The 14,957-nt window shown below is 60.3% G+C and carries 14 protein-coding genes; 7 read left to right on the top strand and 7 right to left on the bottom strand.

Annotated elements, in window-relative coordinates:
- The first annotated feature begins 26 nt into the window (after window positions 1–26).
- Window positions 27–728, top strand: coding sequence for a response regulator transcription factor (locus HX898_RS23670; RefSeq protein ID WP_180195961.1), 702 nt, complete (start codon window positions 27–29; stop codon window positions 726–728).
- Window positions 728–1,750, top strand: coding sequence for a HAMP domain-containing sensor histidine kinase (locus tag HX898_RS23665; RefSeq protein ID WP_180195918.1), 1,023 nt, complete (start codon window positions 728–730; stop codon window positions 1,748–1,750). Before HX898_RS23670 ends, HX898_RS23665 begins: the two co-directional genes overlap by 1 nt.
- Before the next feature lie 152 nt (window positions 1,751–1,902).
- Here HX898_RS23665 and HX898_RS23660 read toward each other — a convergent pair whose 3' ends face one another.
- The 7 genes from HX898_RS23660 to otsB all read right to left on the bottom strand — a co-directional run bounded on the left by HX898_RS23660 (window position 1,903) and on the right by otsB (window position 8,773).
- Entirely contained in the window at window positions 1,903–2,667 is a 765-nt protein-coding gene (locus tag HX898_RS23660) for an SDR family NAD(P)-dependent oxidoreductase (RefSeq protein WP_180195917.1), read from the bottom strand.
- A gap of 43 nt (window positions 2,668–2,710) precedes the next feature.
- Window positions 2,711–3,439, bottom strand: a complete 729-nt coding sequence (locus HX898_RS23655) for an SDR family oxidoreductase (protein WP_173883714.1) — start codon at window positions 3,437–3,439, stop codon at window positions 2,711–2,713.
- Window positions 3,440–3,464: 25 nt separating this feature from the next.
- Window positions 3,465–4,724: a sugar ABC transporter permease gene (locus HX898_RS23650; RefSeq protein ID WP_180195916.1), complete on the bottom strand. Its 1,260-nt coding sequence runs from the start codon at window positions 4,722–4,724 to the stop codon at window positions 3,465–3,467.
- Window positions 4,721–5,542 carry an ATP-binding cassette domain-containing protein gene (locus tag HX898_RS23645; protein ID WP_164048978.1) on the bottom strand — a complete coding sequence of 274 codons (822 nt, stop codon included), beginning with the start codon at window positions 5,540–5,542 and terminating at the stop codon, window positions 4,721–4,723. The genes HX898_RS23650 and HX898_RS23645 overlap by 4 nt, the downstream gene beginning before the upstream one ends.
- Window positions 5,543–5,613: 71 nt before the next feature.
- Window positions 5,614–6,687, bottom strand: a complete 1,074-nt coding sequence (locus HX898_RS23640) for a sugar ABC transporter substrate-binding protein (RefSeq protein WP_180195915.1) — start codon at window positions 6,685–6,687, stop codon at window positions 5,614–5,616.
- 221 nt (window positions 6,688–6,908) lie between these two features.
- Window positions 6,909–7,793: an AraC family transcriptional regulator gene (locus HX898_RS23635; protein WP_138334554.1), complete on the bottom strand. Its 885-nt coding sequence runs from the start codon at window positions 7,791–7,793 to the stop codon at window positions 6,909–6,911.
- A 200-nt stretch (window positions 7,794–7,993) separates the two neighbouring features.
- Window positions 7,994–8,773, bottom strand: coding sequence for a trehalose-phosphatase (gene otsB, locus HX898_RS23630; RefSeq protein ID WP_171600003.1), 780 nt, complete (start codon window positions 8,771–8,773; stop codon window positions 7,994–7,996).
- A 124-nt stretch (window positions 8,774–8,897) separates the two neighbouring features.
- Here otsB and HX898_RS23625 point away from each other — a divergent pair, with 124 nt between their 5' ends.
- The 5 genes from HX898_RS23625 (at window position 8,898) to repC (ending at window position 14,932) form a co-directional block, all read left to right on the top strand.
- On the top strand, window positions 8,898–9,983 hold the full coding sequence (locus HX898_RS23625; RefSeq protein WP_138334733.1) for an ROK family protein: 1,086 nt from the start codon (window positions 8,898–8,900) through the stop codon (window positions 9,981–9,983).
- Window positions 9,984–10,831: 848 nt separating this feature from the next.
- Window positions 10,832–11,008, top strand: coding sequence for a hypothetical protein (locus tag HX898_RS23620; RefSeq protein ID WP_180195914.1), 177 nt, complete (start codon window positions 10,832–10,834; stop codon window positions 11,006–11,008).
- A 240-nt stretch (window positions 11,009–11,248) separates the two neighbouring features.
- On the top strand, window positions 11,249–12,466 hold the full coding sequence (gene repA / locus HX898_RS23615) for a plasmid partitioning protein RepA (RefSeq protein ID WP_064250087.1): 1,218 nt from the start codon (window positions 11,249–11,251) through the stop codon (window positions 12,464–12,466).
- Window positions 12,463–13,452, top strand: coding sequence for a plasmid partitioning protein RepB (repB, locus tag HX898_RS23610; RefSeq protein ID WP_180195913.1), 990 nt, complete (start codon window positions 12,463–12,465; stop codon window positions 13,450–13,452). Before repA ends, repB begins: the two co-directional genes overlap by 4 nt.
- Before the next feature lie 199 nt (window positions 13,453–13,651).
- A complete protein-coding gene (gene repC / locus HX898_RS23605) occupies window positions 13,652–14,932 on the top strand; it encodes a plasmid replication protein RepC (RefSeq protein ID WP_180195912.1) in 1,281 nt (426 codons plus the stop codon).
- Window positions 14,933–14,957 lie beyond the last annotated feature (25 nt).

Below are 14,957 nucleotides of genomic sequence, written 5' to 3'. Positions count from 1 at the left end.
CACGACAAACCAACGCAGGACCGATGATGGCGCCGCGCATTCTCGTCGTCGACGACGAACCTCACATCCGCGATGTGATCTGCTTTGCCCTCGAGCGCGCCAGCCTCACATCGACGGCAGCCCGCAACGGCGTCGAGGCGATGGCCGTCTTCCGCCGTGGCAACGTCGATCTCATCATTCTCGATATCGGCATGCCCGATATGGACGGTCTGGAAGTCTGCCGCCAGATCCGCAAGACTTCGGGATTGCCGATCCTATTTCTTTCCGCGCGCGACGAGGAGATCGACAGGGTGCTGGGTCTCGAAATCGGCGGAGACGATTATGTCACAAAACCATTCAGCCCGCGCGAACTCGTGGCTAGGGTCAAGGCGATTTTGAAGCGCAGCTGCAATGAAGTGGGGCCTGGACGCCACGCCACCCTTGTCGCCGGTGAACTCAGCCTGGATCGGCGTGGTAGGACGGTCATGTTTGGCGAGAGCACCATCGCAATGACAGCGCTCGAATTCGCAATCCTGGACGCATTGTTGTCACGCCCCGATATGGTCTTCAGCCGCGAACAGCTGATGGAGGCGGCCTATGGCGCCGGAACCTATGTCGCTGACCGGACGATCGACAGCCATATCCGCAACATTAGGGCCAAATTCCTGGTGGCCGGCGGTTCCGCGATCATTGCAACCGTTCACGGGATCGGCTTCAAACTCGGCATCGAAAGCGGGAGGAAGGGCTGATGCCGGCACCGAAAGTCAGGATGAAATGGCGGCCGACGCTGGCGCTGATCGTCTATGTGGTGCTTCTCGCGGTCATGGCGCTGCCGATCCTGATCGTCATCTGGTTTCGTGCCGTGGAGGCGAGTTCGAACCGGATGGCACCGGCGGAGATCGGCGCCCTCGCGGTCGCCTTCCTGCTGACGCTCGGCGTTGCTTATGTGCTGACGCGCACCATCACCGGGCCTATCGACGCTTTGATCGCCCGGACGGAGGAGATCGCCCGCGGCGGCAAGGGAGCAATCCGGCCGCTGGAAAGCTATGGAACGTACGAGATCGCTTTGCTGTCGCAAAGCTTCCTCGATCTTGCCGGAAAACTGGTCGATCGCACCGAATATGTCCGTTCCTTTGCCGCTCATGTCTCCCACGAACTGAAATCGCCGCTGACGGCGATCCGCGGGGCGGCGGAGCTTCTGCGTGACGATGATGCCGAAAGGCCGATGACGAAGGCGCAGCGTTTGCACTTTCTCGACAACATCGTCGCCGATGCAGTCCGGCTCGACGCATTGTTGCAGCGGTTGAGAGAGCTTGCGCAGGCGGAAACGCCCGTGGCCGAGGGCAGAAGCAGCGTCACCGACATCTTATCCTCACTGCGCGGGCAGTTTCCCGCCCTCCATATTTCCGGCGCAGGCGATACGGAAATTTCGGTTGCTCTTCCCCAGGAAGCAGCCGGCATCGCCTTTGCCAACCTTGCCGAAAACGCTCTTCAGCACGGCGCCACGCTGTTGGAACTCAGAGTATCGGCCGATGGCCGAACAGCCGTCATTCTTATCCGTGACGACGGCAGCGGTATCTCCGAGGCAAATCGCCAACGCATCTTTCAGCCGTTCTTCTCAACCCGCCGCGAACAGGGCGGCACCGGCATGGGCCTCGGTATCGTCCGCGCCATGCTGAGCTCCCATGGCGGTACGATCCGCCTGCTGCAGACGACCGGCGCAGGCACCGAGTTCGAAATCACCATGCCCGTGCAAATCTTATCCGGCTGAGATCGCACAGATGCGATGTGCGGCGGAACTGGCTGAGGGGCCGCAATTTGTCTTCGAGGCCCACTCCACGATTATATACGCAGGAGGGAGAGAAATTCCCTCCCCCGACCAAGCGGCTGCGAGCCACCCTCCCCCAATCTCGTATTCGCGTCTCACCGCGTCGTATAACCGCCGTCGATAACCAGCACTTCGCCGGTGACATAACTTGCCGCCGCCGAGCAGAGGAACAGGGCAGCACCCGCCACCTCCTCCGGCTGCCCGACGCGTCCCATCGGGGTCATGCTGCGCCAGGTCGGGAACCAGTCGGGGTTGTCGATGCCGCCGCGCGACAGATCGGTTTCGATATAGCCCGGCGCGATGGCGTTGACGCGGATATTCTCGGCGGCGACCTCGCTGGCGAGGCTCTTCGTCATCATATGGACCGCCGCCTTGGAGGTGTTATAGGCGACCTGGTTCTGCGGAATATTAGAAACGATGCCCGAGATCGAGCCGATATTGAGGATGACGCCGCCGCCCTGGCGCCGCATCGGTGCGAGTGCGGCGCGGCAAGTGCGGAAGACGGTGTCGACATTGACGGTCATGATCTCCCGCCAGATGGCATCGGAGAACTCGCCGCTGTCGCCATGAATGGCGATGCCGGCATTGTTGACGAGGATGTCGAGCCGCCCCGCCCGTGAGAGGGTCTCAGTGACGAGTTCGTCGGCAGCAATTTCCTTCATCAAGTCGGCAGCGATGAAATCGCAATCGACGCCGGCTTTGGAGAGCCGGTCTTCCGCCGCTGAATTACGGGTTCGTCCGGTGATGATGATCTTGGCGCCCGCCTCGCCGAGCGCCTCGGCGATCGCAAGCCCGATGCCGCGCGTGCCGCCGGTGATCAGCGCCACCTGTCCGTTCAGGCGAAATCTGTCGAAGATCATGTCCGTTTCCTCTCGGCGGTTGTTGAAGGCGATCGCACTTGCGTCAGATGTCGGCGCTCTGCGGCAGGATAACGAGATCGCGGATCGTAATGTTGCGTGGGCGCGTCAGCATGAAAAGCACGGCTTCGGCCACTTCGTTCGCCTCCATCAGGCCGCCCGCGGCGAGCGCCTCATCCAGCTTCTCCTGCGGCCAGTCGCTGAGAAGGGCGGTGACGACTGGGCCTGGGGCGACGGCGCCGACGCGCAAGCCATGCTTGGCCACCTGCCGCCTCAGTGTATGGACGAATGCCTGGACGGCATGTTTCGAGGCCGTGTAGATCGGTTCCCAGACGACGGGGATCATGCCGGCAACGGAACTCGTTAGGATGATGTCCCCGGTCTTGCGCTCGACCATATGCGGCAGAACGGCATGCACCGAGCGGAAGGCGGCATTGACGTTCAGGTTGAGCATCCGGTCCCAGGCATCCGGGTCGCCGCCCAGCACCTCGCCGCCGATATAAGAGCCGGCATTGGCGTGGAAGATGTCCAGCTGGCCGGCTTTTTCCAGAATCTCAGGCATCATCCGTTCGACGCTTTTCGGATCGGTGAGATCGATGACCAAGGGAATGGCGTTGGCGTCGAGTTTCGAGCAGATTTCCTTCAAGGCGTCTTCATTTCGGTCGACCAGCACGACCCGAGCGCCCGCGGCAAGCATGGTCTTGGCGCATTCAAGGCCGATACCCGACGCCGCTCCGGTGACGGCCGCGACTTTTCCAGACAGATCCTGTCCCATTTTCTTCCTCTGCTTTCTGGTTGCTTTAGGCCCGGCCGTGCGAGATTCGCGATCGGCGTGCCAGCGAGTCGACGATGACGGCGACGGCAAGGACAGCGCCGGTGATCATGTATCGAAGCGATGACGACAGATCGAGAAGCGTCAGCCCGCTGGCGATCGACTGGATGACGATGATGCCGAGAAGGGCTGAATAGGCGCTGCCGCGCCCGCCGAACAGGCTCGTGCCGCCGATGACTGCTGCGGCGATGGCGTTGAGATTGACGTCGCCCGTGCCGGCCTGCTGACTTGCCGTCGCCAGCCGTGCGGCGGAGAGAACGCCGCCGGTTGCCGCAAGCAGAGCGCACATGACGAAGGCGCTCGTATAGATGCGCGAGACGTTGATGCCCGAGCGGCGCGCTGCTTCCCTGTTGCCGCCGACGGCATGCATGGAGCGTCCCCATTTGGTGCGCGTCAGCGCATAATTCATGGCGGCGGTGAGCCCGACGAAAAGGCCGAACATCCACGGAATGCCGCGCGACTGGTTGAGATAGAACGCGACAGCCTCCAGGGCGAGTGTGATGATGACGGCGCGCAGAAGCAGCCCACGGGCCGATTTCGCCGACAGGCCTGCCGCCCGCCGGCGCGCCGAGGTGCGGTAGCTGGCGAAGAAAAAGGCAATGCCGGCGAGCGCCACCAGCAGATAGGCGACCGGGTCCGGCATGACCATGATCTGGCCGAAACTCACGAGCCAGGAACCATAGGGAAGATTGATCGAACCGGTCGCTCCGAGGATATAGAGCTGCAGGCCGAGAACCGCGAGCAACCCCGACAGCGTCGACACGAAGCTCGGCATGCCGAAGCGGTTGAAGAGAAATGCGTAGAGCGAGCCGATCAGGGCGCCGGCAATCATCGCGGCGAGGATCGCGAGAACCACCGGCCAGCCCTGGTTGACCCAGAAGACGCCGACCAGCGCCGAGGCGAAGCCGCTGACGGAGCCGACGGAAAGGTCGATTTCACCCACCATCAGGATGCAGACGATACCCAGCGAGATGACGCCGACCGTCGAGCAGTCGAACAGCATGTTGACGAGGTTGCTGCTCGAGAGAAACACCGGATTGAGCGCCTGGAACACCGTCCAGATGATCGCCAGGCCGACAATGACCGGCAGTGAACCGAGATCGCCGGAGCGGATGCGATCCCCAAAGGCGCGGATCGAGCCGGCAAGGCTATCGTCATGGTGTACTCTTTCGTCACGTCGGTCGAGGAGCGCAGGTGCTGCCGGTTCATTCTGGATGGTCTTCATCATGGCCTGCCCTCCTCGTTTTGTTGGCTTTGCGCCTTGCGGCGCATCGCGCGGCGGGAGACGGAATTGTTGGATGCGCCGGTGATGGCGCTGACGAGCTGTTCGTTGGATGCGTCGGGCAGCATGGTGCCGTTGTTGCGGCCGAGCCGAAGGACGACAATACGATCGGCGACGGCCCGAACATCCTCCATATTGTGGCTGATCATGATGACCGCGAGGCCGCGTTCCCGCACGCGCTCGATGAGGTCTAGCACCTCGGCGGTCTGGGCGACGCCGAGCGCTGCTGTGGGTTCGTCGAGCATGATCAGTTTCGGCTGGAGCAGCAGCGATCGGGCGATCGCTACCGTCTGGCGCTGTCCGCCGGAGAGTGAGGCGACGGGTTCGCGCACGCTCGGAATGCGGGCCGAAAGCTCGTTCAAGAGCTTCCAGGCGGCGATCTCCATTGCAACCTCATCCAGCTGATAGGGATTGAGCTCCTTGCCGAGAAAGATATTGGCGACGACGTCAAGATTTTCGCAAAGCGCCAAATCCTGGAAGACGGTTGCGATGCCGAGGTCGAGCGCAGCACTTGGGCTCGACAAGTTGACCGGCTTGTCCTCGAAGATGATCGTGCCCGAGCTTGGCTGGTGCACGCCGGCCAGGATCTTGACCAGCGTCGATTTGCCGGCGCCGTTATCGCCCACGAGCGCCACGACCTCGCCGGCATACACATCGAGTTCGATATCGGTGAGCGCCGACACTGCTCCGAAGTTCTTCGATATTCCACGCAGACTGAGGACAGGCTGACGGGAAGGGTCAGGAGTATGAGAGGTTTCAGACATTGCCTGGCCTTTCGAAAAAGCGAAAATCGGAAGCGCGACCGGTGGCCCGGCCGCACTTTCCCTTGGCTCGATTACTTGGTGATGCCGAGCTTCTTGCAGCCGTCGGCATAGCGGCCGGTGCACAGCTCCTCGGCGGTGTTGATCTTCTTGTCGATGATCTCGGCCTTGAGGTTTTCGGCGGTAACGACAGCCGGTACGAAGAGCTGTGCGGGCGTGTCGTAGAGCGTCATTTCGGCCTTGATCGTTTCTCCGGCCAGGAGCTTCACGGCGACGTTGGCAGCGGCAGCGGCGACGATTTCGCTCGGCTTGGAGATCGTATTGTACTGATCCCCTGATATGATTAGCTGCAGCGCAGCGATCGTCGCATCATTGCCGGTCACTGGTGGCACGGGATCGACACCAGCAGCCTTGAAGGCTGCAATGGCGCCGCCGCCAGTGCCGTCATTGGCAGCGACCACGCCGACGATCTGCTTGCCGAAGCGGGTGATCTGGCCGCCCGCCCATTGCTGGGCGTTCGCGGGCTGCCAGTTCGGTGTGTCGAATTCGGCAAGCGTCTTGTATCCGCCGTTCGCCAGACCCTCGTGAATGCCGTCCTTGATCAGCCCGGCAGCCGCATCGGTCGGTGAACCGTTGATCTGCAGAATGCCGCCGCCATCGGTCGGCACCTTCTGCGCCTTCAGATGCTGGACAAGCGATTCCGCAATCGCCTTGCCGATCGCCTTGTTGTCGAAGGAGACATAGAAATCGGCCTTGCCCTTCGGGATAGGACGGTCATAGGCAATGACCTTGACACCCTGGCTCTGTGCAAGCTGGACGAGCGATGCGGCGGCCGCCGAATCCACCGGGTCCAGCACGATGACCTTGGCGCCTTGCGTGATCGCCGAATTAAACTGTTGCTGCTGTTTGGCGATATCGGCATCGGCGTTCTGATAGAGAACCTTGCACGACGCGCAAAGCTTCTTCATTTCCGCGACAAAGCCCGGATGGTCGTGCTCTTCGTAGCGGGTCGAGCCCTGGTCGGGCATGAGGAATGCCACTGTCGCATCCGCAACGGCCGTTTGCGCAAAGGCGGAAGTACCGCCCAGCAAGGACAGGACAAATACCGCGGCGCCTACCGCCTTTGTTGAGAATTTCATCATTTCCATCTCCTCCCATTGAAAAAATTGTGTAGATTCGTGATTGCACTGTTCTGCTGTGGCCGTTCGGCTGAAGGAACGGTCGCGCTTGTCCCGACGGTTTGGCGTTTTTGAGGACAAGCATCTCCGATCGCGAGCCGCTCATCGCGTGCCCGCGTTCAAGTCAGTGTCAGTTTTTGTTCCTCCTCCTTGTCCTCCCTCGTCCCTTGGATCGTGCTCGTTCGGCTCCTCTAGGCCGCCTTTGCCACGTTGATATTGTCACCCAACAACCGTCGGAAACGGGAAGGCGTCATGCCTTTTTCCGCGAGAAACTGCCGGTTGAAGTTGGACAGATTGTTGAAGCCGACCTCGAAGCAGATATCGATGATCGATGCGTGCTCATCGCTCATCAGGATCTGGCAGGCGAGATTGATGCGCAGGCGTTTCACATACTGTACCAGCGACATGCCGGTATGACGGCGGAATGCGCGCGAAAAGGCGCCGGTCGACTGTTCGGCGATCGCCGCGAGATCGGCTTCGTCGAAGGATTTTGTCAGGTTCTCTCTGATATAGGCGAGCGCCTTGTTGATGCCGGCCGACATGTAGCCCGACGGATCGGGCAGATAGCTCGGACTGGCAAGGAGCTGGGCATCGTGCGCCCGACTGAGCAGGCCGATGATCATCATGAAGAGCTCGATGCGGCGCACACCGTGGGCCTGCTGCACCTCATTCATCAAAGGAGCAACCTGCCGGCTGGTATCGGCGCCGAAGAGCACACCGCGGCGGGAGGCTTCGAGAACAGGTTCGAAGGGGCCGAGTTCGGCCAGCACCTTCATCGTATCGCTGATGAAGCCCTCGCTGAACTGGATGAGCTGGCATCGAAGCGGAATGCTTGAGCCCTTCGGGACATCGCTGATCCAGTTGTGGGGAAGATTGGGACCAGCAAGAACGAGATTACCAGGCTCGAATTCGCCGATGAAGTCGCCGACGAAATACCGTCCTGTCGTCGCCACGACGAGATGAAGTTCGTATTCCGGGTGAAAATGCCAGCGAACCGTATGGTATGGATAACCGTGCGCCTTCGTCGCGAAAGATTCGCCCGGCCTGATCTGAATGACTTCCAAGTCAGGTTCCATTGTCTCCTCCTCCGAGGACGGTTCCAGGCCCGCCAGCCAAATTCCCTTTTTGGCTTTATTGTTGAAGGGAGTGTAGTGGGCTCTTGTCACGCCCGCCACCACGATTCCCGGCTAAAACCGATACTTTTTTGACAATTGACGCTGCGCAGCCGGCGTAAAGACGACAGCAATCCGCATTGCACATCGTTCAAGAGCGTTCCTCAGGCGGCCAAGGCGGCAATGACGTTTCTAACCAGCGCAGAGGAGGACAGCCGGCTCGTGGCGCAGCTCGGGGAGCCGATCGCACCGACACGGACGGAAACGCCGCCGCGGGCATTGGCGACCGCAAACATCGACTCGTCGGTCAGATCATCGCCGATGGTAATCGGGGAGCGGTTCTTGAACGGGTCGGACTGGAAAAACCGCTCCAGCGCATCGCCCTTGCTCGACCGCGCCGGACGCAGTTCGAATACCATCTTGCCAAGCTGCAATGCCCAGTTCGGCCCGGCGAGCTCCGCATAGTAGTGCATGCGGTCTTCGAGCACCTTTTCATACTCGGGCGCGAGCCGGTAATGGGCGGCAACGGCCGCACCTTTATCCTCGATCAAGACTCCAGGATAGTGCTCGGCTTCCGCGGTTAGCGCATGCTTCAGCGCCTGAAATTCAGGTGTCGCCTCGATCGTCTGCATTCCAGCGGCGTTCCTGATTTCCGCGCCGTGCAGGCCTGCTGTCGGAAATGCAAAGGGCTTGAACAGCTCGTCTGCATAGGCAAGTGATCGTCCTGTGACCAGCGCCAGGGCACCGCCGAGCTTGTTCGACAGGCGATGAAGTTGTCCGGGAAGCGCCTCTGGGACCTCGATCGCATCCGGCGTGGGCGCAAGATTGAGCAGCGTCCCGTCGATATCGAGAAACATCGCCCAGTGATCCGGCTCTTCCAAGACCAGTGAAAGCATTTCCTGAGTAGCGTCGTCGTCCTGCACGGCATTCTCCAAACTCTGCAACCATGGAACCTAGGTCGCCGGCCGACAAGGACAAGGTGGCTTTTCAGACTCCGGAACATCCAGAGGCTAGTCCGCGTTGTATCTCGCCGCCCGTTCGAGCACTCGCGCCGTAGAAGGTACATTGATGGCCAAAAGCAGTTCCGATCCCCGTGATGAGGTCAATGCCCCGCTGGCACATGGCGCTCTAAACCTGCCATTGGTGACGATCGACGACTACAACAACGAACTGCGTGACAAGGATGGTTTCGTTGGCGACAACGCAAACAAAAAGACGTTCCAACAGAAGCTCGACGATTGGAGAAAACGCATCCGCAAGGTCGGAGACGACCCAATCGGCAAGACCGCGACGGAGAAACTCTCCAAGAAAAAAATCGATGCTATTTTGAAGGGCGATGATTTGGAGGCGGCGGCGTTGGTCATGGGGGCAGTCGAGGATTTTGCGCAAGACTTTGCCGATGTGATCGGAAAGTTTCTGAAGGACAAACGCTGGGGAAAGACAGAACGTATCGTCGTTGGCGGCGGCTTCCGTCGGAGCCACTTTGGCGAATTGGCGATCGCCAGGACCATGGTCATTCTCAAAGCGGCCGGCGTCGACGTCGAAGTCGTGCCGATCGTTCACCACCCCGATGAGGCCGGGCTGATCGGCGCGGTCCACCTGATGCCGCGCTGGATGTTCAAAGGTCACGAGGCGATCCTGGCCGTCGATATCGGCGGCACGAACGTTCGCGCCGGCGTCGTTCAATTCGGAAAGGACGATGTGCCGAATTTTGCGGATGCAAGCGTCTGGGAATCCGCCATTTGGCGTCATGCCGACGATGAGCCAAGCCGGACTGCGACCATCGAGAAGTTGGCCGCGATGTTGCGGGATCTGATCGGCAAGGCCGAGAAGGCCAATCTCAAGCCGGCACCCATCATCGGGATCGCATGCCCCGGCATCATCAAAGCCGATGGCTCCATCGAACGCGGCGGACAGAACCTGCCGGGCGGAAACTGGGAGAGCGACAGCTTCAACCTTCCCGCCGCACTGATGAAGGCCATTCCGGAGATCGGTGACGACAGCACATTCGTGATGATGCACAACGACGCCGTCGTGCAGGGATTGTCGCAGATCCCTTTTATGAACGACGTGTCGAGATGGGCAGTGCTGACCATCGGCACGGGGTTGGGCAATGCGCATTTTACGAATCGCGAGGCAACGAAGGCTAGATAGAATCCTGCCCCGCGCGGTGCCGGCTGACATGGCGCTATCGACCACGATGCGGGCTCGGCCAGCGCCGAGGAGCATTATGGTAAATAGCAGGTAAACAAGAAGGAATTCCGTAGACGGAAGCGAACTCCCCAATAAGTTCCGCTAGGAGGGTTTGCCGCTCTGCGGAACATGGAGTGAGATCTGGCCGATCGGGCTAGCGGCAACACGTCTGCGATACCAACGCACGATCCTGACCAGCACGTCGATCATACCCGCGGAGACCTGATTCGCCTAGCATGCCCTGTTGTGATCTCCTCGGTTGATGACGCCCCGGGATGTCGGCAATCCTATTCGCGCTCAACCGCCGGGATGCGATTTGACTGGTGTCATAGGCCTGGCCTAGCCATTAATCGGATCTCCGGACAAACGAACCCCCAACCCCTTAACGTCAGCTGCCCCCGCATTCAGCCGACTTAGATCGGCGTGAGAATTCAGGTTAGACGTCCCCTCCCCCGATAACGCGCAGCAGCCTCGCCTGTCGTAGGACCCGCAGCCGGCATTTCGCAATTCTGGCGATGACGCATGATCCGAGACAGCGCCAGTTCGCCGGTGTCGGCGGGGATGCGGCCTTTCGCGTGTCGGGCTGGTCTCTGCGAGGCCCTCTTTGATCTCTGCGCGCAGAAGCGAACCGGGATGTCTGGCGTCGCTGCCGCATTTGGAGGCAGCGCTTGGAAGACGGAGGCCTCCCCTCCCCTATCCCGCCTCACGTTGGAAAAGATGGTGATAACGCCGCCGGGCCGTTCTCTGCGGGTTCAAATTGCGCTTATCTCTGCGCTTCACGCAAGCCATGCGCAGACGAAAGATGGATCATGAACTTCAAGGGAATAAGCGCTCCGCTCAATGCTGGTCGTCTCGAACAAGTGCTCGGCCTTGCTCCGTCACGCCGCGATCCTGAAGCCCAGGACGCAAATGACAAGCCTTCCGGCAATGAACCCGTCCGTGGGCTGGAAACCGAAAACTTGTACCGTTCGTCCGCTTATAAATGATGAGCGGCAACGACGCTGAGTCGCCTCGAAAATGTGCCGCGATACTTTAAGACTGGCCTTGATGGATTCGGACACGACCGCCATTGTCAGCTGACAATTGAGCTAAGATTCCGGAATTCCACGTGATTTTTTCATCGAATCCAGTTTGTTATCCATTGGCTAACCAAGAAATCGCTTGACGGAATCGGCAGACTCACGATCATTTGCGCAAAATGACCCGATTTATCAGGATTTGCGTGAATGCCGACCAAGGCCGCGATTGTTGAGAAAGCCAAGAGAGCGAGTCGAGTCTCGATCGACGAGACGATCGCGCAGGACTCGACGATGCTCAGCAGCCAATTGCAGGTGCTGTTCGAGCGGTTGTTTTCGCCCGACGCCCGCAAATCGCTACGGCGGTTCAGCAGCACCGAGACTGCCAAGCTGCTCGGCGTTACCGACAGCTATGTTCGCCACCTCGCCGCCCAGGTGGAAAGCATCAATCCGGAAAAGACGGCCGCCGGTCGGCGGGTGTTCTCGCTTGAGGAAATTCATGCGATGCGCCACCATCTCGGGCGCACCAAACCCTCTTATTTGCCGATGCGCCGGCCGGGCGACCATCTCCAGGTGATCGCCGTCACCAATTTCAAGGGTGGCTCCGGCAAGACGACGACATCAATCCACCTAGCGCAGTTCCTGGCTCTTCGCGGCTACCGCGTGCTTGCCGTCGATCTCGATCCGCAGGCGTCGATGTCGGCGATGCTCGGATATCAGCCCGAATTCGACGTCGGCGAAAACGAGACGCTTTACGGCGCCATCAAATATGACGAAACGCGACGCGACGTAGCCGACATCGTCCGCCAGACCTATTTTCCCGGGCTCGATCTCATTCCCGGCAATCTCGAACTGCACGAGTTCGAGCACGATACTCCAAAGGCGCTCGCCGACACCAACCGCGACGACAAGGACATGTTCTTCATGCGGGTCGGCAATGCGCTGCATTCGCTAGAGCAGAGCTACGACGTCGTCATCATCGATTGCCCGCCGACTCTCGGCTTCCTGACATTGTCTGCTCTCTGCGCCGCTACTTCCGTCCTCATTACCGTCCATCCGCAGATGCTCGATGTGGCGTCGATGAACCAGTTCCTGACGATGACCTCCGACCTTCTGGCCGTCGTCAAGCAGGCAGGCGGCAATCTCGATTACGACTGGATGCGCTATCTGATCACCCGCTATGAGTCCAATGATGGACCGCAGGCGCAGATCGTCGCGTTCCTGCGCAGTCTGTTCGGCGAGCGCGTGCTGACCTCGATGATGGTCAAGTCGACAGCGGTCTCGGATGCTGGCCTGTCGAAGCAGACAATCTACGAGGCGGGACGCGAGACGATGCATCGCCAGACCTATGACCGGGGGGTGGAATCCGTCGACAGCGTCAATGCCGAAGTCGAGCAACTCATTCGCAGTGCATGGAGCAGGACATGAGCCCAAAAGGACGCGACATCCTGAAGAGCATGGTCGGTGCCGTCGAGCCAACACGGCCGGAAGTGCCGAGCGTGCAACAGCCGCATCGGCCATCGGGAGCGGTCAAGGCGATGAACCTGTCGCTTGGACGGCTGGGAGAGGAAGCAGCCGCCGCCAAGGCGCTGCGCGAATCACTGGCCTCCGGCGACAAGGTGCTGGAGATCGATCCGGCTGTCGTCGAAATGTCCTTCATCCGCGACCGTATCCCGGTCGACAAGGATGCCGAGTTCGAGCGATTGAAGCAGTCTATCCAGGAAAGCGGACAGCAGGTTCCGATCCTGGTGCGACCGGACCCGGCAAGGGCCGGGCACTACCAGGCCGCCTATGGCCACAGGCGCCTGCGGGCGGCAGCAGAGATCGGGGTTCCTGTTAAGGCCGTCGTTCGAAAGCTCACGGATGAAGAGCTGATCCTCGCACAGGGTCAGGAAAATGGCCCCCGTGTCGACTTGAGTTTTATCGAGCGGGCACTGTTTGCACGCCGCATGGATGAACATGGCTTCAGCCGCGACATGATTGCCAAGGCGCTGGCGACAGACAAGCCGGAAACGTCAAGGCTCCTGCAGGTGGCTCAGACGATCGACCCCGAGATCATTCTCGCCATCGGGCCGGCCCCCAAGGTCGGTCGTCCACGCTGGTTGGCGTTTGCCGAGAAGTTCAGAGAGACGGGCGGACAGAAGAAGGCGCGGGCCGCAATCAGTGCCGCCGGTTTCGAGACGTTGGAGACCAACAGCCGCTTCGATGCCATCTGGAAGGCACTGGAGGAGAAGAGCGCACCGCAGCGGGCCGAGCAGACGCTCCGGACCCAAGGGGGGGCGCCGCTTGCTTTGGTGGCCCGCTCCGGCAAAACCTTTCGCATCACCGTCAAATCGGCGGCGTTTTCGGAATTCCTGGCTCAGCGGTTGATAGGCCTCGCCGCCGAGTTCGAAGGGGAAAATGAGGGAAAATGAGGCAGTTAGACCGGTTGTCACCTGACAATCCGGATAGGAGATAACGCGCAAAAGAAAAAAGCCCCCGAACGTCACCGTCACGGAAGCTTTCCTCGTAGTCTTGAACACCTCCGAGAATCGCACTTCCGAGAATCGCTGTCAAGAGTTTTTGGCGCCGTTTTGGTGAGCGGATTTCTTTTGCCTCGTTGAGGTGGAAGATATGGAAACCGGAAGTGTGACGACGCCCTTCGGGCGGCGGTCGATGACGCTTGGGATGCTCGCAAACCAGGTCATGGCAGGGGAGATCAAACCGGATCAGTCGGTCGATAAGTGGAAATTGTTTCGCGCGCTGTGCGAAGCAAAGCCGCTGCTTGGCATCGGCGATCGGGCGCTTGCCGTGCTCAACGCGCTTTTGAGCTTTTATCCGAAGAATGAGCTGGCCCAGGAAAACGGCTTGATCGTATTCCCGTCTAATATCCAGCTTTCGCTCAGAACGCATGGCATGGCCGAACAGACCGTCCGGCGCCATCTTGCCGCGCTCGTCGAGGCAGGTCTTCTGGTGCGCAAGGATAGCCCCAACGGCAAGCGTTACGTCCGCAGGGACAGGGCAGGGGAGGTCGACGAGGCTTTCGGCTTCTCGCTGGCGCCGCTGCTTGCCCGCGCCGAGGAGATCGAACAGCTCGCGGCCGAGGTGATGGCTGAGCGGCTGCATGTCCAGCGTCTGCGTGAACGCATCACCCTTTGCCGCCGTGACATTGCAAAACTGATCGAAGCGGCCGTCGAAGAAGAGATCTCTGGGGATTGGCAAGGCCTATACCGCGAATTCCGGGACCTGATCGAAGGCCTGCCGCGATCGCCGACGACAGCGCAGCTTGAACTGTTGCTGGATGAATTGACGGCCCTGCGCACGGATATTCTTAACCGGCTGGAAATTCGGGTTAAATCAGCAGAACAGCGCGGCAATGCCGATTATATCGAGCGTCACATACAGAATTCAAATCCCGAATCCATCTCTGAACTTGAACCAAGCTTCGACACGAAGCAGGGCGCGATAGCTGAGCAAGACGATGACCGAGGGGCCGTGACGCCAGAGAAGGGGAGGGGTGAGGAAGAGCAAACTCGACGGCCGGAGGTCCGCAATGATGGTGGCGGACTGAAATCCTTCCCACTCGGCCTGGTTCTGCAGGCCTGCCCGGAAATCCTTGCCTATGGGCCAGGTGGCGTGATCCGCAACTGGCGCGATCTGATGGCCGCAGCCGTCATCGTTCGATCGATGCTGGGCGTCAGTCCGTCGGCCTATGAGGAGGCGGCCAATGTGATGGGTCCGGAAAACGCCGCGACCGTGATGGCATGCATCCTGGAGCGCGGCGGCCACATTAATTCGGCCGGTGGCTATCTTCGTGGCCTGACGCGGCGAAGCGAAAAGGGCGAATTCGCGATCGGCCCGATGCTGATGGCGCTTCTGCGGGCAAACGCCCCGGCCGGGCGGAAGGTTGGATAGTGTTCAACCTCCGTGTGGGCAGCGT

Source organism: Rhizobium sp. WYCCWR 11128, from assembly GCF_013416305.1.
In the GTDB taxonomy this organism is placed as follows: domain Bacteria; phylum Pseudomonadota; class Alphaproteobacteria; order Rhizobiales; family Rhizobiaceae; genus Rhizobium; species Rhizobium indicum.
The sequence above is the reverse complement of the archived record's forward strand: the minus strand, read 5'-3'. Positions and strand labels throughout refer to the sequence as shown.